The organism is Polaribacter batillariae (assembly GCF_017498485.1).
Lineage (GTDB): Bacteria > Bacteroidota > Bacteroidia > Flavobacteriales > Flavobacteriaceae > Polaribacter > Polaribacter batillariae.
Map to the genome: position 1 here is coordinate 1,274,418 of NZ_CP071795.1, position 24,770 is coordinate 1,299,187.

24 protein-coding genes and 1 tRNA gene are annotated in these 24,770 nt (G+C 31.3%); 9 read left to right on the forward strand and 16 right to left on the reverse strand.

Features of this window, described 5'->3' with window-relative positions:
- Nucleotides 1-11: 11 nt before the first annotated feature.
- Together JL193_RS05600 and JL193_RS05605 are read right to left on the reverse strand one after the other, a co-directional pair.
- A complete protein-coding gene (locus tag JL193_RS05600) occupies nucleotides 12-2,243 on the reverse strand; it encodes an alpha-L-fucosidase (protein ID WP_207972861.1) in 2,232 nt (743 codons plus the stop codon).
- A 57-nt stretch (nucleotides 2,244-2,300) separates the two neighbouring features.
- Complete coding sequence (locus JL193_RS05605; protein ID WP_207972862.1) at nucleotides 2,301-3,632, reverse strand: alpha-L-fucosidase; 1,332 nt, start codon at nucleotides 3,630-3,632, stop codon at nucleotides 2,301-2,303.
- Between the two features lie 446 nt (nucleotides 3,633-4,078).
- Between JL193_RS05605 and JL193_RS05610 the strand changes: the two genes are divergently transcribed.
- Nucleotides 4,079-5,194 (forward strand): CNNM domain-containing protein, encoded by a 1,116-nt coding sequence (locus JL193_RS05610; RefSeq protein ID WP_207972863.1) that lies wholly within the window; start codon nucleotides 4,079-4,081, stop codon nucleotides 5,192-5,194.
- A 369-nt stretch (nucleotides 5,195-5,563) separates the two neighbouring features.
- Here JL193_RS05610 and JL193_RS05615 read toward each other — a convergent pair whose 3' ends face one another.
- From JL193_RS05615 to pdxA, 9 genes are all read right to left on the reverse strand, one after another.
- On the reverse strand, nucleotides 5,564-6,262 hold the full coding sequence (locus JL193_RS05615) for a LytR/AlgR family response regulator transcription factor (RefSeq protein ID WP_207972864.1): 699 nt from the start codon (nucleotides 6,260-6,262) through the stop codon (nucleotides 5,564-5,566).
- A gap of 13 nt (nucleotides 6,263-6,275) precedes the next feature.
- A complete protein-coding gene (locus JL193_RS05620) occupies nucleotides 6,276-6,593 on the reverse strand; it encodes an Hpt domain-containing protein (RefSeq protein ID WP_207972865.1) in 318 nt (105 codons plus the stop codon).
- A gap of 1 nt (nucleotide 6,594) precedes the next feature.
- Complete coding sequence (locus tag JL193_RS05625) at nucleotides 6,595-7,044, reverse strand: Lrp/AsnC ligand binding domain-containing protein (protein WP_207972866.1); 450 nt, start codon at nucleotides 7,042-7,044, stop codon at nucleotides 6,595-6,597.
- 90 nt (nucleotides 7,045-7,134) lie between these two features.
- Nucleotides 7,135-8,472 (reverse strand): acetyl-CoA carboxylase biotin carboxylase subunit, encoded by a 1,338-nt coding sequence (gene accC, locus JL193_RS05630; protein WP_207972867.1) that lies wholly within the window; start codon nucleotides 8,470-8,472, stop codon nucleotides 7,135-7,137.
- Between the two features lie 110 nt (nucleotides 8,473-8,582).
- Nucleotides 8,583-9,065, reverse strand: a complete 483-nt coding sequence (accB, locus tag JL193_RS05635; protein WP_207972868.1) for an acetyl-CoA carboxylase biotin carboxyl carrier protein — start codon at nucleotides 9,063-9,065, stop codon at nucleotides 8,583-8,585.
- Nucleotides 9,066-9,092: 27 nt separating this feature from the next.
- Entirely contained in the window at nucleotides 9,093-10,088 is a 996-nt protein-coding gene (locus JL193_RS05640) for a beta-ketoacyl-ACP synthase III (protein ID WP_207972869.1), read from the reverse strand.
- A 154-nt stretch (nucleotides 10,089-10,242) separates the two neighbouring features.
- Nucleotides 10,243-10,437 (reverse strand): 50S ribosomal protein L32, encoded by a 195-nt coding sequence (rpmF, locus tag JL193_RS05645; protein ID WP_088354910.1) that lies wholly within the window; start codon nucleotides 10,435-10,437, stop codon nucleotides 10,243-10,245.
- A 1-nt stretch (nucleotide 10,438) separates the two neighbouring features.
- The gene (locus tag JL193_RS05650) at nucleotides 10,439-10,975 is read right to left on the reverse strand and encodes a YceD family protein (protein ID WP_207972870.1); all 537 of its coding nucleotides are present in this window, start codon (nucleotides 10,973-10,975) and stop codon (nucleotides 10,439-10,441) included.
- A gap of 82 nt (nucleotides 10,976-11,057) precedes the next feature.
- A complete protein-coding gene (gene pdxA, locus JL193_RS05655) occupies nucleotides 11,058-12,092 on the reverse strand; it encodes a 4-hydroxythreonine-4-phosphate dehydrogenase PdxA (RefSeq protein ID WP_207972871.1) in 1,035 nt (344 codons plus the stop codon).
- A 58-nt stretch (nucleotides 12,093-12,150) separates the two neighbouring features.
- Between pdxA and JL193_RS05660 the strand changes: the two genes are divergently transcribed.
- On the forward strand, nucleotides 12,151-12,735 hold the full coding sequence (locus JL193_RS05660) for a riboflavin synthase (protein ID WP_207972872.1): 585 nt from the start codon (nucleotides 12,151-12,153) through the stop codon (nucleotides 12,733-12,735).
- A gap of 4 nt (nucleotides 12,736-12,739) precedes the next feature.
- On the opposite strand, the gene JL193_RS05665 is transcribed toward JL193_RS05660, so the two are convergent.
- From JL193_RS05665 to JL193_RS05675, 3 genes are all read right to left on the reverse strand, one after another.
- Nucleotides 12,740-12,922, reverse strand: coding sequence for a PID-CTERM protein-sorting domain-containing protein (locus JL193_RS05665; protein ID WP_207972873.1), 183 nt, complete (start codon nucleotides 12,920-12,922; stop codon nucleotides 12,740-12,742).
- 84 nt (nucleotides 12,923-13,006) lie between these two features.
- Nucleotides 13,007-13,080, reverse strand: a tRNA-Ile gene (locus JL193_RS05670).
- 61 nt (nucleotides 13,081-13,141) lie between these two features.
- Nucleotides 13,142-14,113, reverse strand: a complete 972-nt coding sequence (locus tag JL193_RS05675) for a polyprenyl synthetase family protein (protein ID WP_207972874.1) — start codon at nucleotides 14,111-14,113, stop codon at nucleotides 13,142-13,144.
- Nucleotides 14,114-14,242: 129 nt separating this feature from the next.
- On the opposite strand from JL193_RS05675, the gene JL193_RS05680 reads away from it, so the two are divergent.
- From JL193_RS05680 to JL193_RS05700, 5 genes are all read left to right on the forward strand, one after another.
- Nucleotides 14,243-14,842: a TetR/AcrR family transcriptional regulator gene (locus JL193_RS05680; RefSeq protein WP_207972875.1), complete on the forward strand. Its 600-nt coding sequence runs from the start codon at nucleotides 14,243-14,245 to the stop codon at nucleotides 14,840-14,842.
- 4 nt (nucleotides 14,843-14,846) lie between these two features.
- On the forward strand, nucleotides 14,847-16,253 hold the full coding sequence (locus JL193_RS05685; protein ID WP_207972876.1) for a TolC family protein: 1,407 nt from the start codon (nucleotides 14,847-14,849) through the stop codon (nucleotides 16,251-16,253).
- 10 nt (nucleotides 16,254-16,263) lie between these two features.
- The gene (locus JL193_RS05690) at nucleotides 16,264-17,442 is read left to right on the forward strand and encodes an efflux RND transporter periplasmic adaptor subunit (protein ID WP_207972877.1); all 1,179 of its coding nucleotides are present in this window, start codon (nucleotides 16,264-16,266) and stop codon (nucleotides 17,440-17,442) included.
- Between the two features lies 1 nt (nucleotide 17,443).
- Nucleotides 17,444-20,965 (forward strand): efflux RND transporter permease subunit, encoded by a 3,522-nt coding sequence (locus JL193_RS05695; RefSeq protein ID WP_207972878.1) that lies wholly within the window; start codon nucleotides 17,444-17,446, stop codon nucleotides 20,963-20,965.
- Nucleotides 20,966-21,148: 183 nt separating this feature from the next.
- Nucleotides 21,149-21,628, forward strand: coding sequence for a regulatory protein RecX (locus JL193_RS05700; protein ID WP_207972879.1), 480 nt, complete (start codon nucleotides 21,149-21,151; stop codon nucleotides 21,626-21,628).
- A 135-nt stretch (nucleotides 21,629-21,763) separates the two neighbouring features.
- Here the strand turns inward: JL193_RS05700 and JL193_RS05705 are convergent, their stop codons facing one another.
- The gene (locus JL193_RS05705) at nucleotides 21,764-22,282 is read right to left on the reverse strand and encodes a nuclear transport factor 2 family protein (protein ID WP_207972880.1); all 519 of its coding nucleotides are present in this window, start codon (nucleotides 22,280-22,282) and stop codon (nucleotides 21,764-21,766) included.
- Nucleotides 22,283-22,287: 5 nt separating this feature from the next.
- Entirely contained in the window at nucleotides 22,288-22,914 is a 627-nt protein-coding gene (locus JL193_RS05710) for a hypothetical protein (RefSeq protein ID WP_207972881.1), read from the reverse strand.
- A gap of 174 nt (nucleotides 22,915-23,088) precedes the next feature.
- On the opposite strand from JL193_RS05710, the gene JL193_RS05715 reads away from it, so the two are divergent.
- Both JL193_RS05715 and JL193_RS05720 read left to right on the forward strand, forming a co-directional pair.
- Nucleotides 23,089-24,036 (forward strand): NAD-dependent epimerase/dehydratase family protein, encoded by a 948-nt coding sequence (locus JL193_RS05715; protein WP_207972882.1) that lies wholly within the window; start codon nucleotides 23,089-23,091, stop codon nucleotides 24,034-24,036.
- Nucleotides 24,037-24,084: 48 nt separating this feature from the next.
- On the forward strand, nucleotides 24,085-24,696 hold the full coding sequence (locus JL193_RS05720; RefSeq protein ID WP_207972883.1) for a thioredoxin family protein: 612 nt from the start codon (nucleotides 24,085-24,087) through the stop codon (nucleotides 24,694-24,696).
- The last annotated feature ends 74 nt before the right edge of the window (nucleotides 24,697-24,770 follow it).

Consider the following 24,770-nt stretch of genomic DNA (forward strand, 5'->3'; position numbering starts at 1 on the left):
TGTACTAACGGCTATTTAAAAAAATTAAGTTCGGCAATTGCTGCTTGTTTTTTATTGCCTGCAATGGTTTTAGATTCTATTCGAATAAAACGTGTATTCAACGCTTTTTTAAAGTAATGTGTTCTTGGTGTTGGGTCGTTTATTAAGTTGCCGAATTCAAAATTCTCAAAAATCTTCCAAGATTTTCCATTAGTACTTATTTTAATGATTCCTTGTTCTATCATTCCGTTCGAATCTTTCGTTTGCGGAGTATAACCAAAAGCTTTTAAGGTATGTTCTTTGCCTAAATCGATTTCAATAAAATGTGGTTTGTTTTTTGCATCAGACATCCAATAGGTTTTTGGATTTTCGTCTATGGCAAATTCTCCAACATGAGTTGATGACCAACTATCTTCATTAAGAATTTTCCAATTCTTTTTTAGAATTCCTATTTTTTTTGAAGCAATACTTCCTTTTTCATCTTTAGAAAAAGCCAATGCTTTTATTTCACCAGAAGCTACAAAAAACGGTTCGTTATAAATTTGAGAAATTTTATTAGGCGTACTTCCATCTATAGTATATCTTATTTCTATTCCAGAATTGATGTTTTTAGAAACGTCTTCGCCATGTGGTTTCCAACCAAATTTGTGTTTTTTAGGTTGAATCGTTACCAAACCTTCTAAGTTTCTTGTGATGCTTAATTGTGGTGGTCGCGTATGATAATAATGCGCTGTAATATTAGAAATTGCTGGGTTTAAACGAGACGCTAAAATACGAATTCTAAACTGGTTTGAGGTTACTTCTGGAAAACGTAAAATACGTTTGTAACCAATATTTGTTGCTGAAACAATTTCTTTCCAAGCATTATTTACCCAAGCATCAACAGCATGTTTTTCTACACGTTCGCTATGTGTCGCTATGGCTTCTTGAAGAACTAAGCGATTGATAGTTACTGGTTTTTTTGTTTTAATAATGATTTCTTTTGGGTTTGCATCTAACAATGTATATGTTTTTGCATGATTGTCTAACACATTTTTAGCACCTGATGCATCTGCAAATAAATTGGTTTCGTAGGTTTCTTTAATGCGTTGCCCAACTTCTTTTAAAACACTTACATCTTCTGGTGAGAATTTGCCTTCTCTATTTGGCGGAATGTTTAATAAAAAGGTAGAATTCCCGCCAACAGAACGTTCGTATATGTCGAAAACATCGTCTGCACTTCGTACTTTTTGTGTATCTTCATCTCTATAAAACCAGCCTTCTCGAATGGAAGTATTTGTTTCTGCTTGTTGATAATGTAAAAAATTGGCATCGTATAATTTTTCTCTGCTACCAATATCTTTGCCTGTAATATCTGCGAAACTATTCATTTCGAGCGGATTTTTTTGGTACGGAATTACATTCCATTCTGTATCTCTTGTTGCACCAGATTCGTTTCCACACCAACGAATATCTTGCTTTCCAAAAACAACGGCTTCTGGCGCCAAGGTAGCAATTAATTTTTTCCAAGCTATGTAATTGTATTTTTGACCGCCTTTTCGTTTTGGGTGTGCGCCATCAAACCAAACTTCGTGAATTGGCCCATACTCGGTTAATAATTCGAATAACTGGTTTAAGAAATATTCGTTATAATCATCTACATTAAAAGTAAAAGTGGTTTTATTTTTAAACGGACGCCCTTCAACTGGTCGTGGAATTACACGATCTGTGTACTTGCTTAAATTTCCATAAAGGCCTTCTTTGTTTTCGATTTGATATAAATCTGCTGGCGATAAATACACGCCTAATTTTAGTCCGTATTTTTGACAAGAAGCAGATAGTTCTTTTAAAATATCTCCTTTTCCATCTTTAAAACTAGTGGACATAATGCCGTGTTTTGTGTATCTACTTTGCCATAACACAAAACCATCATGATGCTTAACCGTTATAATAACCATTTTCATTTGTGCATCTTTCATCGCTTTACACCATTGGTCTGTATCTAAATTTTTAAGGTTAAAAACTTTAGGATCTTCCATTCCATTACCCCATTCCATTCGAGTAAATGTGTTTGGTCCAAAATGAATAAAGGCTATGAATTCATTTTTTAAAGCTTCGTATTGATTTTTAGTTGGCACAACATGCGCAGCTTTGTATATAATAGAATCTTTTGTATCGTCTTTATCTATTGATATGGTTGAACTTGTTTTTGGTAATTCTTCTTTTGAGGTGTTGCAAGACATAATACTTACTAAAAAGAAACAGAACACAAGATATTTTTTCATAATTATACTTTTATTTATTTTTTAATTTTTACCAACTTCTAACAATATTTTTACGTTTTATCTTAACGTAATTTCTAGAATCGTATCTACAGCTTCCTTCTTTATTTTAGGAAGATAAATAGTTAATTGTCTTTTTTTAAGTTTAAATTTTAGGTTGCTTTTATCTTTAAACAAGGTTACTTTTTTAATACGTTCTTTAAAATTATTTATTTTTAAAGTTTCTGTTTTATTATTTAAAACATGTACATAAAGCGTCTTATTTTTTTGGGTCGATACATAATTATCGGTCGCTGGAATAATTCCTCCACGAGTTCCATAAATAGTTTCACCATTTTCTTTTAACCATGCTCCAACTGCTTTTAAGCGTGTAACGTGTTCTTTTTGAATTTCTCCATTTGGCATAGGCCCTACATTTAATAAGAAATTGGCATTATTACCAGCAGCTTTTACAACATATTTAATTAAATTTTCGACAGATTTATGTTTGCCATCTTGAAGATTAAAACCCCAGGAATAATTAATCGTTTCACAGGTTTCTAAAGGTAAATCTCCAATACTTAATCCTCCAAAACCTGTGGTATTTTTACCTGGTAAATCTTTTTCGAACATTTGAAAATCTTCTCCTACAAAAGGTGCTAAATGATGATTGTTACCTATTAAAAGTTTTGGATTTACATCGTGAATCATCTTATAAGTTTGTTCTATTTTCCATCGATCTTTTCCTTCTTTTCTGGTTTCTGGTGTGCGCCCTTTTTCTTTTAAAATATCCCAAAAACCATCGAACCAAAAGCCAGCAATGTTATAGTTTTCTGCCAATTCTTTTATTTGAGCGTCTTGGTATTTTAAGTAATTCTCCCAATTACCAGCATTGGGTCTATCAACGCCATTTCCTGTAGAACCTCTTGGATAATAATCTGTATGATGCCAGTCTAACTGAGAATAATAAGCGAATAATTTAATGCCTTGTTTTTCGCATTCTTGCTCTAACTCTCTAAAGATATCTCTTTTAAATGGTGTACTATCTACAATATTGTATTTCGATACTTTAGAATGATACATTGCAAAACCATCGTGATGTTTGGTGGTTATTGTAATGTATTTCATGCCAGCATCTTTGGCTAATTTTACAATTTTTTTTGCATCAAACTCAATAGGATTGAAAAAAGATGGTAACAATTCGTAACGATTTATTTTTATATTTTGATTGGTCATTACCCACTCTGCGTCTCCTAAAATACTGTAAACACCCCAATGAATAAACATTCCAAATTTATCGTCTTGAAAAGATTTTCTGGCTTCTAAATTTTCTTTGGTTGGCTTGTAATTACTTTGTGAAACCATAGACTGTGTTGCCATAAATAACACTAAAATTTTTACTACGCTTCTCATTTATAAAATCTCTTTAATTCTTTAATGCAATATGTCTTACAAATTTATTAATATAAAAATATAATGCTACAACAAAATGACGCTCATCTAATACTTTTTTTGCATTAGGGTGTAATTTTTTATTTTAAAAACACTATTTGCAATTATAAATACTCGTTTTAGCATCTATATTTTGATAAAATTGAATCAATTCGAGTAAATTTTACGGTTAAAATGAGTAAAGTTTGTATCGAAAATAATATCTTTTATAATTTGAAATAGTGCTCGATACAGTTTTTATTTCTTCAAAATCACTTAGACTAACATTTTTGACTATTTTTAACTCTAAATACACCTATAAATTAAGCCTTAAAAGTTAGAAAATAAAGATTTTAAGTATTTAGAATGAAGTCTAGAAGTATTGAGGTTTTTTATTTTGTAACTTTGCCTTTCAAAATGAATAATACATGACATTACTAATAATTTACGCTACCATTTCGATATTTTTCTCTTTTCTATGTTCTATTTTAGAAGCCGTTTTATTAAGTATTACCCCAACTTTTATCAACCTAAAAAAAAGTGAAGGGTTAGATTATGCACACCAGCTAGAAACTTTTAAGAAAGATGTCGATAAACCTTTAATTGCTATTTTAACCATAAATACCATTGCACATACTGTGGGTGCAATTTTAGTAGGTGTACAAGCAAAAGTTGCTTATGCAGAAATGTATGGTACAGATGTAAAAAGTATTTTAGGAATTAAATTTACTGAAGATGTAATGGTTGGAATCGTTTCTACAATTATGACGATTTTAATTTTAGTCGCTTCAGAAATTATACCAAAAACCATTGGTGCTACTTATTGGAAACAATTGGCAAACTTTACTTCTAAAGCCTTAAAAGTAATGATTTTTCCACTAAAATATACCGGTATTTTATGGATTTTACAATTAACCACAAAACTAATTGGTGGTAAAGGGCATGGAAGTATTTTAAGTAGAGAAAGCTTTTTAGTAATGGCAGATATGGCAGAAAAAGAAGGTGTTTTTAAAGAAAATGAAAGCAAAGTAATTCGGAATTTATTAGGATTTAAAGAGATAAAAGTAAGTGATGTAATGACGCCAAGGGTCGTTTTAGAAATTGCTGATGAAACCCAAACGATTGAAGAGTTTTACAAAGAACATAAAAAATTACGTTTTTCTAGAATTCCTGTTTTTTCTGAAAATCCTGATGCAGTTACTGGTTATTTTTTAAAAGACGACATGTTAGAGGCTATGATTAATAAAAAAGGAAACGAAACCTTAGCTTCTATAAAAAGAAATATTTTAGTAACAGATAGAGAATTATCTATACCCGATTTGTTTGATAAATTAATTAAAGAAAAAGAACATATTGCATTAGTTGTAGATGAATATGGTTCTATAAGTGGTATTGTATCTCAAGAAGATGTAATTGAAACTTTATTAGGTTTAGAAATTATGGACGAAACCGATTCTGTAGCAGATTTACAAGCCTTAGCAAGAAAGTCTTGGGAAAATCGTGCAAAAAGAATGGGTATTATTGAGGACACAAAAGAGGAGTAATTTTTTTTGAAGTGTAATCATACCATTATTATCCGAAGAAAATTTATTTTACTCGCCTTTTTTTTGAATAAGGTCGTTTTCTCTAGTGTACTGTCAAAGACTAACTCTTGGCTATCAATTAGCTTTTTTCTCGTTAATTTAATGCTGTTATTAAAGGTTTGCGTAGGTGTTTTAGATTTTATACCAAAAGTTGGTAGTTAAAAAAAAGAGTCAAAAATAAAATTTTCAACTCTTTTTATACAACCTTATAAATCCCCCAATTTATAATTGTGAATTACAAAGAAGCTATATTTCTAAGCGCTAAAATTGTAATTTCGACAAAGAGGATAAAAGAATCGTTAAATGGTATTTTTCTTTCGATTATTTGTTTTACAATAAATTTAGTTTTTCCATTAATTTGCTTTTATGAGATCTACTAATAGGAACTACATGCTTTTCTATTAAGACTGTATTGTCTTCTATATCTATAATTTTTGAAGTATTTATAATGTAAGACCTATGAATTCTCATAAACATTTGTAATGGTAGTTTCTCTTCTATTTTTTTTAAAGTAGAGTGCACTATATAGTTTTTCTTAGCTGTTTTAATCTTAATATAATCTCCCTTTGCTTCAATTAAAAGAATTTCTGGAACATCAATTTTCACCAATCTTTTATCTACGTGAACAAATATAAAATCCTTATTTTCAACTATTAAAGACTCATTAACATTCTTATTAGTGCTTGTTTTACATAATTTAGCTGTCGTTTTTAAGAAACGTTCTAACTTTATGGGTTTAAGCAAATAATCGACTACAGAATCGTATTCGAAAGCTTCTAATGCAAATGTTTTATCTGAGGTGGTTAATATAATTTGGGGAGATATTTTTAATGTTTTTATAAAGTCGAACCCAGAAAAAGTAGGCATGTGTATGTCTAGAAAAATAACTTCAATGGAATTTGAATTTAAATATTTTATAGCATCTATTGCAGAAGAAAATTCTTCTTTTACTTTTAATTTTGTTTGTTTACACAACTGCCTTATAATCAATCTAGCAGAGGCATCATCATCGATAATTATACAATTCATTTTTTTTAGAGGCTTATTTATTGTTTAAATATACATTAATTCTCTCTAAAATAGTTATCAAATTTGCATATTGTTCTAAGTTTCCATTTTTTATTTCTTGCTCTATTTCCGAAGCCAAATCGAAACTTTTTTCCATGCCTAACATACTTATTTTATGTTTTATTTTATGAATGCTAAACGAAAGTTTACGATAATTTTCTTCCTTAAAACTTTTCTTTATTAAATAAAGTTCTTTTGGAAATTCGTCTTTTAAAATTGTGAGCATAGACAATTCGAAATCTTTGTCTCCTGCAGAAATTTGTTGAATGTAATTCAGGTTCGGTTTTTCCAACTTAGATAGAAATTTGACGATTTATTTGTTGGTTTAAAGAGATTAAAGTCTCGGTTCTCGAAATTCCTTTAATTGTTTGAATATTGTTTTGAAGTAAGCTTAAAAGGTGTTCGTTACTTTTACATAAAATTTTAATAAAAATAGGGTAATTGCCAGTTGTGTAATGACTTTCTACTACTTCTGGAATTCTTTTTATTTGTTTGATTACTGAAGTTATTTCTCCGACAGAATCTAAGAAAATGCCAACAAAAGCGGTTGTTGTATATCCTAAAACTTTCGGATTTAGCTTCATGTTATACCCTTCAATTAATTTAGATTTTTCTAATTTTCTTAATCGTTGATGAATCGCTGCTCCAGAAATGCCTACTTCTCTTGCAATACTTAAAACTGGCGTTCTTGCATCTTTTACCAAGGTTTTGATAATTATTTTGTCTATCCCGTCAATTTTCATTTATAAATATTTTCGCATAAAGATAAAAAAAATAGAGAACACAAACTATGTTCTCTATTTATCATTATTATTGCAATAACTAAATACGGCCTATTTCAATTCGAAATCTTCCATAAATTTAGTGGTGTAATTCCCTGAAATGTAATCTGGATGATCCATTAATTGTCTATGAAACGGAATGGTTGTTTTAACGCCTTCAATTACAAATTCATCCAAAGCTCTTTTCATTTTATTAATTGCTTCTTCTCTAGTTTGAGCTGTAACAATTAATTTTGCAATCATAGAATCGTAATTTGGCGGAATCATATATCCTGCATACACATGCGTATCCATTCTTACTCCATGACCTCCTGGTGTGTGTAACGTTGTTATTTTTCCTGGAGCTGGTCTAAAATTGTTATAAGGATCTTCTGCATTTATTCTACATTCGATTGAGTGTAATTGTGGATAGTAATTTTTACCTGAAATAGGTACTCCTGCAGCGACCAAGATTTGTTCACGAATTAAATCGTAATTTACAACTTCTTCTGTAATTGGGTGCTCTACCTGAATACGAGTATTCATTTCCATAAAGTAGAAGTTTCTGTGCTTATCTACTAAAAACTCTACAGTTCCTGCACCTTCATATTTTATATATTCTGCTGCTTTTACTGCTGCATTACCCATATTCTCTCTTAATTCGTCTGTCATAAAAGGCGAAGGTGTTTCTTCTGTTAACTTTTGATGACGTCTTTGTACAGAGCAATCTCTTTCAGATAAATGACAAGCTTTTCCATATGCATCTCCTACAATTTGAATTTCGATATGTCTTGGCTCTTCAATAAGCTTTTCCATATACATATCGTTATTACCAAAAGCTGCTTTAGATTCTTGTCTTGCAGATTCCCAAGCATCTTTTAAATCTTCTGGTTTCCAAACGGCTCTCATTCCTTTTCCACCACCACCAGCAGATGCTTTTAGCATTACAGGATAGCCTGTTTCTAATGCTAATTTTTCACATTCTTCAAAATCTGTAATTACTCCTTCGCTTCCAGGAACACATGGTACTCCAGCAGCTTTCATGGTTGCTTTTGCGTTTGCTTTGTCTCCCATTTGGTCGATCATATCGCCAGTGGCTCCAATAAACTTAATATTGTGTTCTTCACAAAGTCTGGAGAATTTTGCGTTTTCTGATAAAAATCCGTAACCTGGATGTATTGCATCTGCATTTGTAATTTCTGCAGCTGCAATAATATTAGGCATTTTTAAATACGATTCTGAACTTATTGGAGGGCCAATACAAACTGCTTCGTCTGCAAATCTTACGTGCAAACTTTCTGCATCTGCAGTAGAATATACTGCAACCGTTTTAATACCCATTTCTTTACAAGTTCTAATTACACGTAGTGCAATTTCACCCCTGTTGGCAATTAATATTTTTTTAAACATCTTTGTAGTATTCGTTTCGTTAGAAAATAGTTCATTAGAAAAAACATCATATATCAATATATAATTGAATAAAAATACTCGAAATTATAGTATTGATTTTTCGGATGAACCTATGATGGATCTACTAAAAATAATGGTTGGTCGAATTCTACTGGAGAAGAATCGTCCACTAAAACTTTAACTACTTTACCTGAAACTTCAGATTCTATTTCGTTAAATAACTTCATTGCTTCGATCACACATACTGTATCTCCAACATTAATTTCTGAACCTACTTCTACAAAATTAGGTTTTTCTGGTGCTGGTTTTCTGTAAAATGTTCCAATAATTGGCGACTTAACAGTAATGTATTTAGCATTATCGTTGCTTTCTGTTGGTGTTGCTGCTACAGGTTGCGCCGAGGTTTGTTGTGGAGCAGTAGCTACTGGTGTCGCAGGAACTTGTTGCATAGGTGCAGCTTGAACAATTGTTGTTTCTGTTTTTTCTGAACCTGTTTTAATTGTAATTTTTACATCTTCCATTTCTAACTTTACCTCGCTTGCGCCAGACTTAGCTACAAATTTTATAAGATTTTGAATTTCTTTAATATCCATTTTTCTTATTATTTAGTTTGTTTAGTATTACGAATTGTACGCCCATTTTAAGTATGCAGCCCCCCATGTGAAACCACCACCAAATGCAGCAAAAATTAAATTGTCTCCTCTTTTTAATTCATTTTCATAGTCTGCTAATAAAAGTGGCAAAGTAGCAGATGTTGTATTGCCATATTTATGAATGTTTATCATTACCTTTTCCGAAGAAACCCCTACTCTTTTTGCAGTAGCTTCAATAATTCTTTTATTTGCTTGGTGTGCTACCAACCATTGAATATCTAATTCTGTTAAATTATTTCTTGTTAACATTTTTTCAGCAACATCTGCCATATTAGAAACAGCATATTTAAAAACTGTTTTTCCTTCTTGATATACAAAATGTTTTTTATCTTCGACTGTTTGTTTTGTTGTTGGCATTATAGAACCACCTGCTTCGATTCTTAAGAAATCTCTACCAATTCCATCGCTTCTTAAATACTCGTCTTGTAAGCCTAAACCTTCGTTGTTAGGTTCAAATAAAACAGCGCCTGCACCATCACCAAAGATAATACATGTGGCTCTATCTGTATAATCTATAATTGAAGACATTTTGTCTGCCCCAATTAACAATACTTTTTTATATCTTCCAGATTCTATATAACTTGCTGCTGTGGACATACCATATAAGAAACTAGAACATGCTGCTTGCAAGTCGTACCCAAAAGCGTTTACTGCTCCTATTTCTGAAGCTACATAGGCTGCTGTGGACGCTACTGGTAAATCTGGAGTCGCTGTTGCAACAATTACTAAGTCTATTTCTGCTGGATTACAATTAGATTTTTGTAATAATTCTTCGGTTGCTTTTATTGCCATGTAAGAAGTACCTAAACCTTCTCCTTTAAGAATTCTTCTTTCTTTTATTCCTGTTCTTGTAGTGATCCACTCGTCATTGGTATCTACGTAGCTTTCTAACTCTTTATTGGTTAAAATATATTCAGGAACATACTTCCCTACTGCTGTAATTGCTGCAGTGATTTTAGTCATAATTCTTGGTTTATTATCCAAATGTTAAGGAAATCCAAAGTAATGAAAATATTTTCACTTTTCAGGAAAAAAGTTATCAAAAACAGTGAATTTTAGCATAAAAACGCAAAAAAACCCTCAAATTTGAGGGTTTTTCAAACATTTTAATTGTTTTTTAAGCTTCTGCAACTGCAGATTCCAATACTATTTGACCACGATAATATAATTTACCTTCGTGCCAGTGAGCTCTGTGATATAAATGTGCCTCACCAGTTGTTGGGTCTGTAGCGATCTGCTGATAAGATGCTTTATAATGTGTTCTCCTTTTATCTCTTCTTGTTTTCGAAATTTTTCTTTTAGGATGCGCCATTTTATGTCTTTTTATCTGTTATTAAATTCTTTAATTTATCCCATCTAGGGTCTGTTTCTTCAACAGTTTGTACTTTTTCTATTTTTAGTTCTTCTAACTTTTTTAATGCTTCAGATTCCATAGTGCCATCTAAAACTTTTGGATGTACTCTTTTGTTTGGAACTGCCAACACAATCATTTCATAAATAAATTGTGCTACGTTAAGTTCGTATGCTTCGTGAGGTAATATTAAAATATCTTCATTATCGTCGTTATATTCTGGACCAAACTTTACCACTAATGGCAAAACTGATGTTATTTCTTGGTCGAACATCTCATTTGTAACATCACAAGGAACATGTACAGTTCCAGAAGCCTTAAAAAGAAGCTCTAATAAAGTGCTTTTTTTTACAAACTCTAAAGTAACATTTACCGAAGATTTTTCAAACTCGTCGTAATTAAATGCGTTAAAGAACGTATTGTCAATCGAATATTCGAATAAATGCTTTCCTTCTTTTAATCCTACAAACGATATGTTGAATTGTCTTAAGTCTTTCATTACCATACATCAATTGAGCGTGCAAAGATATAAAAAAATGTTTTATACACCTCTTTCTTTTTAAAAAAAATCTTTGAATCGATTACTTTACTGGTAGAGGGTTTTTAGTAAGTTCTAAATACTCGTTTCTATTCCTATAAATTTGAATACCTGTAAACAAAGCTTCTTTAAAAGAAGAGGGATTTGCCAAATTTTTTCCGGCAATATCGAAACCGGTTCCATGATCTGGAGACGTTCTAATTTTATGTAAACCTGCCGTAAAATTTACGCCATTCCCAAATGAGAGTGCTTTAAATGGTGCCAAACCTTGGTCGTGATAAGTTGCCAACACTCCATCGAACTGTTTATAGGTTTCTGAACCGAAAAAACCATCGGCTGCATACGGACCAAAAACTAAAGTCCCATTTTCTTTAATTTCATCTATCGTTGGTTTTATAACCTCGTCGTCTTCTTTTCCAATAACTCCTTTGTCTCCACAATGTGGGTTTAGAGATAAAACAGCAATCTTTGGCTTGTTAATTGCGAAATCTTTCTTTAAAGATTCGTACATTATGTTTACTTTCTCTTTAATAATCGATGGTGTAATTGCCTCTGCCACTTTAGAAATTGGAATATGCCCAGTAATTAAACCAATTTTTAATTTATCGGTCATTAAAATCATTAAGCTATCGCCTTCTAAATTTGCTTCTAAATACTCTGTATGCCCAGGAAAATTAAAAGATTCTGATTGAATATTTTCTTTATTAATTGGCGCTGTAAGTAAAATATCTATTTGATCTTCTTTAAGATGTTCTGTAGCAGATGCTAAAGATTTTGCGGCATATTCTCCAGAAACTTTTGTAGATGTACCTAGCTCTAAATTAACCTCTTCTTTCCAAATATTTAATACATTTACCTTATTGTGGTTTAGTTGGTTTAAAGATGTAATTCCATAAACTGGAACTTCTAAACCAAGGGCTTTTTTATGATAAGAAATTACTTTAGTAGCTCCAAATAAAACTGGCGTACAAAAATCTAACATTCTTTTATCTTGAAATGTTTTTAAAATAACTTCTATTCCAATTCCGTTTAAATCTCCAATTGAAATTCCAACGATAATTTTATCAGATTTATCCATAGTAACTCTTCTAATATTTGTATTTTTGATTTGCACAAAAGTAACCAAAATTTAGCGAATGTTTACAGGAATTATAGAAACACTTGGAGTTGTAACAAATATAAAAAAAGAGCAAGAGAATGTTCATTTAACTATAAAGAGTGCAATTACAAACGAACTAAAGATAGACCAAAGTGTTGCCCATAATGGAGTGTGCTTAACTGTGGTTGCTATAAATAATGATAAATATACAGTTACAGCTATTAAAGAAACATTAGACAAAACAACCATTGGATCTTTAAAAACAAATGATATTCTGAATCTAGAACGTGCTATGAAGTTAGGCGATCGGTTAGATGGACATATTGTACAAGGTCACGTAGATGAGACTGGCATTTGTACAAACATCGAAAAACAGCATGGAAGCACCGTTTTTACCTTTAGTTATAATTCAGAAAAAAATAATATTACTATAGAAAAAGGTTCTATTACTGTAAATGGTGTAAGTTTAACTGTAATAAATTCTAAAAAGAATTCTTTTAGTGTCGCAATTATACCTTATACTTTTGAAAACACTTCCTTCAAAAACATCGTATTAAATGATAAAGTAAATTTAGAATTTGATGTTATTGGAAAGTACGTAACTAGGTTAACAGTTAGATAAAATCTTATTCTCTAACTTTTTTAACTCCATAAATTATTCCCGAAATTAGTAAGAATAGCAACCCTCCATCAACTGGAAGACCTGGTGGTGGTGGTGGTGGACCTGGTGCTGGTGGCACAATTTGACCGTTAACAATACACGTAAATATTAGCACTGTAAACAGCACTAAAAAAGTTTTTTTCTTCATTTTATTCCCCCCAGATTAAAATTTTGAAATATTTATAGTCGCAAATATATAATTTTTAAATTAAATACTTGCTTAAAATAAAAGTGGTCCCACTTGGGCTCGAACCAAGGACCACCTGATTATGAGTCAGGTGCTCTAACCAACTGAGCTATGGGACCAAAATTATTGGATGCAAATGTACTATTTATTTTAAATATCTAATAAGAAAAAATAAAAATCTTAAACAGATCTGTTCATTAACCACAAACCAAAGTTTTTAAGGTTGGTTTTTCCAGTCGCATCAATATCCATTTTAGCCAATGTATCAAAGGCTTTTTGAGTATAGTTTTCTATTTGATCTTTTACTAATAAAGGAATGTCGTTCAATTGAAAAATTCTTTTAACATCTGCAATTTTAACCGTATTTTCTTTCAGTTTTTTTCTATAAAGGTATTTTAATTTTCCTCTATCATGATTATTAGAAACCTCTAGCGCCTTTAAATATAAATAGGTCTTTTTATTTTCTATAATGTCTCCTCCTATTTGTTTTCCAAAGGTTTCTGGATCTCCAAAAGTGTCTAAATAATCGTCTTGTAATTGAAAAGCCAACCCTAAATTTAATCCAAAGTCGTAAATTAAATTTGCATTTTCATCATTTGTTTCTGCTACAATTGCCCCCATTTTTAATGCTGCAGCAACTAAAACAGAGGTTTTTAAGCGAATCATGTTTATGTATTCGTCTATCGCAACATCGTTTCTTGTTTCGAAATCGACATCTAATTGTTGTCCATCGCAAACTTCTAAAGCCGTTTTGCTAAATAATTTTGCCAATTTTTGAAAAACAACTGGCTCGTAATTCTCGAAATACTGATATGCCAAAATAAGCATTGCATCTCCAGATAAGATTCCTGTATTGATATTCCATTTTTCATGAACAGTTGCTTTTCCTCTTCGTAAAGGAGCCGCATCCATAATATCATCATGCACTAAAGTAAAGTTATGAAAAACCTCTACTGATAACGCTGCTGGCAATGCTTTTTTAAATTCCCCAGAAAAAATATCTGCAGCCATTAAAGTAAGCATAGGCCTAATTCTTTTACCTCCTAATTGTAAAATATAATCTATGGGTTCGTATAAGTTTTTAGGCTCTCGAATCCATTCTTTTGATTCTAAATAAGACAGAAACTCTTTTTGATAATGTAAAATATCCAAATTTGTATTTTTTTGTAAAAATAATGTAAAGAAATTTTACTTTCTAAAGGAAAAGTAAAAAAATTATTAAAACTTTGGAAACTTTTTTTGTTTCTAAAGTTTCCGTGCGTATATTTGCATCCGAAAATTATGAGAAATAAAATTTTAGAAAAATCAAACGATTTGTTTTTAAACCTAGGGTTTAAAAGCGTTACTATGGACGAAATTGCCAGCAATCTAGGGGTTTCCAAAAAAACCATCTACAAATATTTTAAAAATAAAACAGCATTGGTAACTGCGGTTACAGAATATATGTTTGCTATTATTTGTAATGGAATTAACGATATCTGTAAGAAAAACCTAAATCCTATAGAAGAAATATTTTCTATTAAAAGAATGGTAATGAAACATTTAAAAGACGAAAAATCGTCTCCACAATATCAACTTCAAAAATATTATCCTAAAATTTATGCATCTTTAAAACAAAAACAGTTTCAAGTGATGCAAGAAACTATAAAAGACAATCTTAAAAGAGGTGTTGAGTTAGATTTGTTTCGAAAAGAAATTAACATCGATTTTATTTCTAGAATTTATTTCTACGGAATTAATGGTATTAAAGACCAAGAAGTTTTTCCGATTACCTATTTTTCGATGAATGAACTTACGAACCACTATTTAGAATATCATATTAGAGGAATTGCCACAGAAAAAGGAGTACAAGAACTAAAAAAACAACTAAATCAGAAATAAAAAGATGAAAAAAATATTATTGATGTTTTTTATCAGCTTATTTTACTTGAGTTCAAATGCTCAAGAAAAACAAATGAGTTTATCTCTTCAAGAAGCGATCGATTTTGCTTTAGAGAACAGCTACAATACAAAAGCATCTCAAAACGACATTCTTTCTGCACAGAAAAAAGTTTGGGAAACCACCACTATTGGTTTGCCACAAATTGATGCGAAAGTAGATTATCAGAATTTTTTAAAACAGCCTGTTTCTTTATTGCCTGCTGCTGCTTTCGACAATACTTCTTCGACTGTAAATACAGTTGAAGACTATTTCGATTTACAAGCTAACAGAGAAGTTGTTGCGCCTGAAGGCTTTATTCCTGTGGTTTTTGGAACCAAACAAAACATGAATGCCTCTGTAACTTTAAGACAACTCTTGTTTGACGGTTCTTATTTAGTTGGACTTCAGGCATCCAAAACCTTTTTAAAAATTTCTGAACAGGCAAATATTAAAACAGAAATGCTTACCAAAGAAGCTGTTATAAATGCTTACGGAAATGTTTTAGTGAGTGAAAATACCATTGCCATTTTACAAAAAAATATTAAAGTTCTTCAGAAAAATTTTAATGACGCCAAGAAAATTTACGAAAACGGATTGAATGAAGAGGAAGATGTAGAACAGTTAGAAATTACTTTAGGAAATCTTAAAAATCAACTTGCCAATGTGGTTCGAATGAAAGAAATCGCCTATCAAATGTTAAACCTTTCTATGGGAAACCCAATTGATACCAAACTAACTTTAACAGATAGTTTAGATTCTTTAACCATGCAAAATATCGATTTAGGCATTATTGCAACCGAATTTAATGTCGATAATCACATCGATTTTAAAATTGCCCAAAACGATCGTGAATCTAAACGTTTGTTAGTAAAATTAGAACAAAGTAAGGCATTGCCAAGCTTAAGCGCATTTTTAAATTATGGGGCACAAGCAAACGCCAATTCTTTTACCTTTTTAAATAGCGACCAACGTTGGTTCGATTCTTCTTTATTAGGGGTTAGTTTAAACATTCCTATTTTTAGCAGTCTGGGCAGAAGTGCTAAAACTGCACAAGCAAAAATCGATTTAGAAACTGCAGATTTGCGTTTACAAGAAACCAAGCAACGTTTAAGTTTACAAGCACAAAAAGCAAAAAACGATTATCAATTTAGTATCGAAAACTATCAAACTTCAAAAAGAAATCTTGCTTTATCAGAAAGAATAGAAAAGAAACAAAGAATTAAATTTTTCGAAGGAATTTCTTCTAGTTTCGATTTGCTACAAGCGCAAAATCAATTATATACGCAACAACAAAATTACATACAATCTATGTTAGATGTAATTGCCAAAAAAGCAACACTAGAAAACGCATTAAACCTACCAACTAAATAACCAAATTATTATGAAAAACATCTATTTATTACTTTTAATAGGGCTTCTAATAACTTCTTGTGGAGACAAAAAAGAGCTTTCTGTTGATGATGTTCTCGCTACAAACGACATTGCTAAAATTAAATCGAAAAAAGCAGATTTAGATGCAAAACAGCAAGAAATCGCAAACGATTTAAAAAAATTAAACGACAAATTAGACGATTTAAATGAAGATAAAAACATTCCTTTAATTACTACTTACAAAGTAAAAGAGCAAGTTTTTAATCATTATATAGAATTGCAAGGAAACGTACAAACAAAACAAAATGTTTTAATATATCCAGAAATGCCTGGAATTTTAGAAAACGTATATGTAAAAGAAGGGCAAAAAGTTTCTAAAGGGCAAATTTTAGCAAAAATAGACGATGGAGGAATGTCTTCTCAATTAGCTCAATTAGAAGCAAATGCACAATTGGCCAAAACAACTTACGAGCGTCAAAAAAGACTGTGGAATCAAAAAATTGGTTCAGAAATTCAGTTCTTACAAGCCAAAACAAATTACGAATCGCAAACAAATGCTGTAAAACAGTTAAAAAGTCAGTTGGGCAAAGCTACCATTAGAGCACCTTTTTCTGGAATTATAGACGATGTTTTTAAAGAAAGAGGAACTGTGGTTGCACCAGGCATGGGTTCAGAAATTTTTAGAATTGTAAATCTTTCGAACATGTATATAGAAACAGAAGTTCCAGAAACATACATTGGTCGTATCACAAAAAATAAAGATGTCGAAGTAAATTTTCCTGTTTTAGGAGAAACTGTAAACTCTAAAATTAGACAAGTTGGTAATTTTATCAACCCCAATAATAGGTCTTTTAAAATTGAAATTGGAGTTCCTAATTTAAACGGAAAAGTAAAACCAAACTTAACTGCCAGATTAAAATTAAACGATTACACAAACCCGAATGCGGTTTTAATTCCGCAATCTATCATTTCTGAAAATGCAAAAGGAGCGCAATTTATCTACATAATAAAAGATAAAAACGAAAATAACGAAGCTATTGCAGAAAGATTAATTATCGAAACCGGAAAAACACAAGGAGACCTAATTGAGGTAACAAAAAACCTTACTGCAGATACTGAAGTTATTATAGAAGGTGCAAGAAGTGTAAACAATGGCCAAGCTGTAAAAGTAATTCATAAAAAGCAATAAAATGGCGAAGAAAAACAAACAAGTAGATAAAGAATTTAAACTTTCGTCGTGGGCAATAAATAACAAAACCACCATTTATGTTTTAATGTTTTTGATTCTTTATTTAGGAATTTCGGCATATTTTTCTATGCCTAGAGAAAATTTTCCAGAAATAAACGAAACAAAAATTTATGTAAGTTCTGTGTATCCTGGAAATACTGCAGAAGATATCGAAAAATTAGTTACAAACCCTTTAGAAGACAGGCTAAAATCGGTAAGTAATGTAACAAAAATTACCTCTACATCTCAAGAAGATTATTCGATAATTACCGTAGAATTCGACGAAAAAATAGATGTAAACAAAGCAAAACAAAAGGTAAAAGACGAAATAGACCAAGAAACTGCAGGTGAAGATTGGCCAACTTTTAATGGTGCCAAAGTAACGCCCAATGTTTTTGAATTGAGTATGTCTGAAGAAATTCCGATTTTAAATATTAATATTTCTGGAAATTACCCTGTTGCAAAACTAAAAGAATATGGCGAATATTTACAAGACGAAATCGAAGATTTAACAGAAATTAAAAAAGTAGATATTCGTGGAGCACAAGAAAAAGAAGTAGAAGTTGCTGTAGATATTTACAAAATGATGGCTGCAAAAGTGAGTTTCGATGATATTACAAATGCCATAAACCGTGGAAATGTAACCATGTCTGCAGGTAATTTTATTACAAGTCAGCAAAGAAGAACCATTAGAATTATTGGTGAAATAGAAAAACCATCCGATTTAGAAGATTTTGTAATTAAATCTGAAAACGGAAATCCTATTTACTTAAAAGATGTCGCAAAAGTTTTCTTTAGAGATAAAGATAAAACAACCTACGCTAGAGAAAATGGTGAAGCTGTTGTAATGCTAGATGTTAAAAAAAGATCTGGTGAAAACATGGTCGCAGCCGCAGATAAAATTGGTAAAATAGTAAAACAAGCAAAGAAAGATCATTTCCCCCCAGATTTAAAAGTAACCATTGCAAACGATCAATCTCCAAAAACCATTGGGCAAGTAGATGATTTGGTAAACAACATTATCTTTGGAGTTATCTTAGTGGTTATTGTTTTAATGTTTTTCCTTGGTTTTAAAAATGCCATTTTTGTAGGTTTTGCCATCCCAATGTCTATGTTTATGTCTTTAATGATCTTAAATTTATTTGGGCAAACTTTAAATACAATGGTACTTTTCGGGTTAATTATGGGACTTGGAATGCTGGTAGATAACGGAATTGTGGTTGTTGAAAACGTATATCGTTTAATGGACGAAGAAGGAATGACCCGAATTGAAGCCGCCAAAAAAGGAATTGGAGAAATCGCATTTCCCATAATTATATCAACCTTAACAACAGTGGCAGCATTTGTTCCTTTAGGCCTTTGGCCTGGAATTATGGGGCAATTTATGATGATATTGCCCATTACTTTATCGATTGTTTTAGGCTCTTCTTTATTTGTAGCAATTTTCTTTAACTCAGTTTTAGTTTCTCAATTTATGAATACAGAAGATAAAGACATGCCTTTAAAAAACATTATCAGGCTAACAAGTATTATGGCCATAATTGGCTTGTTAATTTTCTTTTTTGGTGGAGCATACAATGCTTTAGGAACTTTAATAATTTTTACATCAATTATGCTGTGGGTGTATCGATTATTTTTAAGAAAAGCCGCCAATTATTTTCAAAAAAACACCCTAGTTTCTTTAGAAAACTGGTACGAAAAACAGTTAAAAAAAGCACTTTCTGGTTGGACGCCTTATATTTTAGTTGCAGGAACTTTTGTTCTATTAATTCTCGCTTTTATGAGTTTTGGCATGTCTGTGAGCACTCAAAGAACAAAGATTGAATTTTTCCCAGACAACAAACCCAATCAAATTATTGTTTACATCGAATATCCAGAAGGAACAGATATCGAGAAAACAAACCAAATTACCAAAGAAATAGAACAAAAGGTTTATGGTGTTCTAAATCAAGATCAATACACAGATGGCGATTATAATTTTATGGTAGAAAGTACGGTTTCGCAAGTGGGTGAAGGAGCAGGAAACCCGCAAACAGATGGAGGCTCGTCTGCAGAAATGCCACACAAAGGAAAAATTACAGCTTCTATGCGCGAATATAAATACAGACGTGGAGAAGATAGTGAAATTTTACGCCAAAAAGTACAAGAAGCTTTAGTTGGCATTTATCCTGGCGTTTTAATTTCTGTAGAAAAAGATGCCAACGGACCACCAGCAGGACCACCAATTAATATAGAATTGAATGGCGAAGATTACGAAGAATTAATTTTTACAGCAGAAAGAATGCGCGATTACTTAAACACGCAAAGTATTTCTGGTGTAGATGAGTTAAAAATAGATGTAAACAAATCGAAACCTGGAATGCAGGTTTTGGTTGATAGAAAAAAAGCTGGCGAATTAGGCGTTTCTACAGGGCAAGTTGGGCAACAATTAAGAGCTGCTATTTTTGGAAATAAAGCAGGTATTTATAAAGAAAATGGCGAAGATTACGATATTTATGTTCGTTTTAATGAAGAAGATAGGTACGATAAAAGTGCCGTTTTTAATCAAAAAATAACGTTTAGAGATCCAGCTACCGGAAAAATTAAAGAAATTCCTGTTTCTGCAGTTGCAACGCAAACCAATAGTTCTGGTTTTAGTGCCATTAAACACAAAAACGTAAAAAGAGTGGTAACCGTTTACTCTGCATTGTCTCCAGGCGAAACAGATGCAGGTGCTGTGGTTAGTAGAATTCAAAATTCGATGAAGAGCTTTAAAGACCTACCCAAAGGAATTAAAATAGATTATACAGGGCAAATTGAAGAACAAAACAAACAAATGGCCTTTTTAATGGGCGCATTTTTTACAGGTTTATTATTAATTTTCTTCATCTTAATTTTTCAATTTAATTCGGTTTCTAAACCAGGAATTATCATGTTGGCTATCTTTTTAAGCTTTATAGGCGTTTTTGGAGGTTTGGTTATTTCTGGAGCACCTTTTGTAATTATGATGACTATGGTTGGTATTATTTCTCTAGCAGGAATTGTAGTAAATAATGGAGTTGTATTGTTAGACTACGCTCAGTTATTAATTGATAGAAAAAAAATACAAGAAGATATTTCGCAAGAAGATTATTTGCCTTTAACTAGTTTGTACGAGACTGTTGTAAAAGCAGGTAAAGCACGTTTAAGACCGGTTTTATTAACGGCAATTACCACGATTTTAGGGTTAATTCCACTAGCAATTGGTTTAAACATTAATTTCTTTACGCTGTTTAGCGAGTTTGACGCCAATATTTATATGGGTGGAGATAACGTTGTTTTCTGGGGACCTTTAGCAAAAACAGTAATTTATGGTTTGCTAATTGCAACTTTCTTAACGTTAATTGTAGTACCTATTTTATTCTTTTTAATAACCAAATTAAAGATGAGAATAAAAGGGCAATTACCACATCAATTAGAAAAACAAGCATTGGTTTTTAATATGGATAAAAGACTCGATGCATAAAATCATTAGACTTAGAACACTACCTGCAAGGTTTTCTCGACCTTGTGGGTATTAAAAAGAACGTAATTTACACCCACAAGGTTTTAAAAACCTTGCAAGAGAAACACAAAACCTTGCAGGAGAAATCGTAAAAAGAGGCTAAAATTTGTTAACATTTAAGTCTCTTTTTGTATTTTCGAAACCATGTTCAAACAAAAGAAAAAATCTTTTACGGTTAATGAAATAAAACGCAAACTAGAAAATTACTGCGTTTACCAAGATCGATGTCACAAAGAAGTCGAACAAAAAATACGAGAATACAATTTAGTTTCTGAAGCTAGAGAATTTATTCTTTTAAGTTTAATGAAAGATAATTTTTTAAACGAAGAACGCTTTTCGAAAAGTTTTGCTCGCGGAAAATTTCGAATAAAAAACTGGGGAAAACAACGAATTATTAGAGAGTTAAAATTTAGAGACATTTCTGCTTACAACATTAAAACGGCTTTAAAAGAAATTCACGAAACCGAATATATCGAAACCATTTACAGAATAACAGAAAATAGAAATGCCTTAATTTCTGAACCAAATATATACAAAAGAAAGAAAAAGTTAATTGACTTTTTAATGCGAAAAGGTTTTGAAAATGAATTGATTTACGAAGTTGTAAACAAGGTAGTTTCTTAATTAGCAATTAGACAAATTAAAAACCAAAAAGTTGGCTAATAGGCTTAGCCCAGATTGAACGGTTTGTTTGAGCTCTTTTATCTCTTGGTAAAGAGATAAAAAGCGAGTAGTGAAAGCTGGAAATAGCTTCAAAAACTATTGCTTAAAATTTTTTAAAAAAATAGAATCGTTCTTTTTCTTAGCCTTTATAACCTTTTGAATATCGTTATTTGGAATTGTAACCGACAATACGTAGTGCTTTATTTTCCAAGAATCACCTGTTTTTTCTAAGACTCCAGAGCCTCTACAAGTTCCCATCCAGGTATTTAACAACTCGTCGAACCAAACAAAATTACCGGTTTTATTTACATAAATATTACGTTCTAAAGCCGTAAAACTCCACGCTTTGCCACTGTCGAAATACGGCTTGCTAAAATTGGCAAATTGCGCTTTTGTCCAATTTTCTTCGGCTGCAGTTCCTATATAAATAGAAACACTGTCTAAAGCTCCAAAATAATTATCGAAATTGGCTGTTGCTGCTGCTTTGTGCCAGTTTGTTAGTATGGTGTTTATTTTGTTTTTAATTTTTGTTTGATCGACAGGTTTTTTAATTTTCGAAGAATTACAAGCAATTATTAATATAAAAAAAAGTGAAACTAAAATTGTGTTTTTCATAATTGTTATTGGTTTTTCTTAGAAATTTCTTCTAAATCGTGCATTTTAATTGGTTTTTCTTTAGAAAGTAAATGAATCGATTTTTTAGAAACACTATCGATTTTTGTAGAATCTAAACCAATATAATCGATTTTAATATCTATTTCGTCTTCGAATCTTTTTTTTGTTAAAACCGTATTTATTTTTGTGTTTACTGCCGAAAATGCATCGATTGTTTTATCTACCTGTTTGTTTACTTCATTGGCTTTAATCGCGGAAATTAAAGTTAAATCTGCCAGTCGTAAAGTTTCGTTGTATAAAATATTTACACGAGTTTTAAAAGAAGGGGTATCAAATAAAGTAGGTGTAACGCTATCTTTTAAATTCTTTACCAAATCTTTTAACTCTAAAGCATTGCTTAAAGCTTCGTTGGGAGATATTTCTCTAAATTTCACAAAAAAAGAATCGACTGCTTTTAATTCTTGCCAATTTTCGACTTCTTGTAAAAACGCAGATTTTACATTTACGGTTGCTTTATGCTTTTTTACAACACGCATTAAAGGTTTTGCTTTTTCTAAATCTGCAACATCTTGGGTTTTATTTCCGCAAGAAATTACAAAAACACTTAACAGTAAAAGAATTAGATGTCTCACAGTTGAATTTTAGTTGTAAAAATACATAATTTAAAAATACACCAATGTATTTTAAGAAAATACTAACAAATTTAAAAAAGAACCTTTAATATTATTAAATATTTAATGAAACGAATGTTTTTTACGAATACTTAAATAATTATCTTTGTAATTGATTTTAATTTAAATATAGATATGAGTGAAACCATCTTAATTTTAGGAGCAAGTGGGCAAATTGGAAACGAACTAACCCAAAAATTGCGAGCTATTTATGGCAACAATAATGTAATTGCTTCTGACATTAAAGAAGGAAATAAAGAGATGATGGCTTCTGGGCCATTTGAAATTATTGATGCCACAGACAAACAAACCATTTTAAAAATGGTTAAAAAATATAAAGTTTCTCAAGTTTATTTATTGGCTGCAATGTTATCGGCCACTGCAGAGAAATTTCCGCAGAAAGCATGGGATTTAAACATGACCTCTCTTTTAGCGGTTTTAGATTTGGCAAAAGAAAAACACATTAAACAAGTCTATTGGCCAAGTTCTATTGCGGTTTTTGGACCTACCACACCTAAAGACAACACTCCTCAAAAAACCATAATGGAACCTGCTACAGTTTACGGAATTAGTAAAATTTCTGGTGAATTTTGGTGCAATTATTACCACGAAAAATTTGGAGTAGATGTTCGTAGTTTGCGTTATCCTGGAATTATTTCTTGGAAAACAAAACCAGGTGGAGGAACCACAGATTATGCTGTAGATATTTATTTTAAAGCCTTAGAAGATGGTAATTACGAGTGTTTTTTATCAGAAAAAACTCGTTTACCTATGATGTATATGAGCGATGCTGTAAACGCAACCATACAATTAATGCAAGCAAAAAGCGAAGATGTAAAAATTAGATCTTCTTATAATTTGGCTGCGATCGATTTTACTCCTCAAGAAATTGCTTTAGAAATTAAAAAACACATTCCCGATTTTAAAATTACTTATAAACCCGATTTTAGGCAACAAATAGCAGATAGCTGGCCTTCTTCTATAAACGATTCCGAAGCAAGAAGAGATTGGAACTGGAAACACAAATTCGATTTGCCTTCGATAACCGCAGACATTCTTAAGAATCTAAAAACTGTGTTGTAAGTTTTTATACAAACTTCGTCTAAACCAAAGAATTTAGCATTATTTATTATGAAAGAAATTATAGAAAAAAGCTTCGTTAAAACACGATCTTATAAAAAATACAGAACATTAGTTAGCGATTTACTTTCCGAAGGAAAATCTACAGGACCACAACAATCTGCAGCTTTAACAAATTATAGTTTGTTAAACGATAAAAGAATGAAGCGTTTAGACAAGACCATTAAACTTTCTAACGAAACCATTCAAGAATTTAAACAAATACAAGAACCACAAACTTGGTTGGTAATTACCGAAGGCTGGTGTGGAGATGCCGCACAGAATTTACCAGTAATTAATAAAATTGCGGAAATAAACTCGAAAATCGATTTAAAAATAGTGTTAAGAGACGAAAATTTAGAGTTGATGGATTTGTTTTTAACAAATGGAGGTAGAGCAATTCCTAAATTAATTGCTTTAGACGCAAATAACAATGTTATTTTTACCTGGGGACCAAGACCTACTGTAGCTGCAAAAATGGTCGCAGACTACAAAGCAGAAAATGGAAGTTTAGATGCCCAGTTTAAAAAAGACTTGCAAATTTGGTACAATAAAGACAAAGGGCAAGGTGTACAAGACGATTTTGTGGCACTTGTAAAAAATGCTGTTTCTAAAGAAGTTTAGCAAAACAAAAACACATTAAATTATAAAACCGTAGGCAGATAGAGCTTACGGTTTTTCTTTTGGTTATATTTGTG

Coding starts and splice junctions, on each gene's coding strand:
- JL193_RS05600 (WP_207972861.1), bottom strand. CDS start 2,243: ATGAAAAAATATCTTGTGTTCTGTTTCTTTTTAGTAAGTATTATGTCT.
- JL193_RS05605 (WP_207972862.1), bottom strand. CDS start 3,632: ATGAGAAGCGTAGTAAAAATTTTAGTGTTATTTATGGCAACACAGTCT.
- JL193_RS05610 (WP_207972863.1), top strand. CDS start 4,079: ATGACATTACTAATAATTTACGCTACCATTTCGATATTTTTCTCTTTT.
- JL193_RS05615 (WP_207972864.1), bottom strand. CDS start 6,262: ATGAATTGTATAATTATCGATGATGATGCCTCTGCTAGATTGATTATA.
- JL193_RS05625 (WP_207972866.1), bottom strand. CDS start 7,044: ATGAAAATTGACGGGATAGACAAAATAATTATCAAAACCTTGGTAAAA.
- accC (WP_207972867.1), bottom strand. CDS start 8,472: ATGTTTAAAAAAATATTAATTGCCAACAGGGGTGAAATTGCACTACGT.
- accB (WP_207972868.1), bottom strand. CDS start 9,065: ATGGATATTAAAGAAATTCAAAATCTTATAAAATTTGTAGCTAAGTCT.
- JL193_RS05640 (WP_207972869.1), bottom strand. CDS start 10,088: ATGACTAAAATCACTGCAGCAATTACAGCAGTAGGGAAGTATGTTCCT.
- rpmF (WP_088354910.1), bottom strand. CDS start 10,437: ATGGCGCATCCTAAAAGAAAAATTTCGAAAACAAGAAGAGATAAAAGG.
- JL193_RS05650 (WP_207972870.1), bottom strand. CDS start 10,975: ATGAAAGACTTAAGACAATTCAACATATCGTTTGTAGGATTAAAAGAA.
- pdxA (WP_207972871.1), bottom strand. CDS start 12,092: ATGGATAAATCTGATAAAATTATCGTTGGAATTTCAATTGGAGATTTA.
- JL193_RS05660 (WP_207972872.1), top strand. CDS start 12,151: ATGTTTACAGGAATTATAGAAACACTTGGAGTTGTAACAAATATAAAA.
- JL193_RS05665 (WP_207972873.1), bottom strand. CDS start 12,922: ATGAAGAAAAAAACTTTTTTAGTGCTGTTTACAGTGCTAATATTTACG.
- JL193_RS05680 (WP_207972875.1), top strand. CDS start 14,243: ATGAGAAATAAAATTTTAGAAAAATCAAACGATTTGTTTTTAAACCTA.
- JL193_RS05685 (WP_207972876.1), top strand. CDS start 14,847: ATGAAAAAAATATTATTGATGTTTTTTATCAGCTTATTTTACTTGAGT.
- JL193_RS05690 (WP_207972877.1), top strand. CDS start 16,264: ATGAAAAACATCTATTTATTACTTTTAATAGGGCTTCTAATAACTTCT.
- JL193_RS05695 (WP_207972878.1), top strand. CDS start 17,444: ATGGCGAAGAAAAACAAACAAGTAGATAAAGAATTTAAACTTTCGTCG.
- JL193_RS05700 (WP_207972879.1), top strand. CDS start 21,149: ATGTTCAAACAAAAGAAAAAATCTTTTACGGTTAATGAAATAAAACGC.
- JL193_RS05705 (WP_207972880.1), bottom strand. CDS start 22,282: ATGAAAAACACAATTTTAGTTTCACTTTTTTTTATATTAATAATTGCT.
- JL193_RS05715 (WP_207972882.1), top strand. CDS start 23,089: ATGAGTGAAACCATCTTAATTTTAGGAGCAAGTGGGCAAATTGGAAAC.
- JL193_RS05720 (WP_207972883.1), top strand. CDS start 24,085: ATGAAAGAAATTATAGAAAAAAGCTTCGTTAAAACACGATCTTATAAA.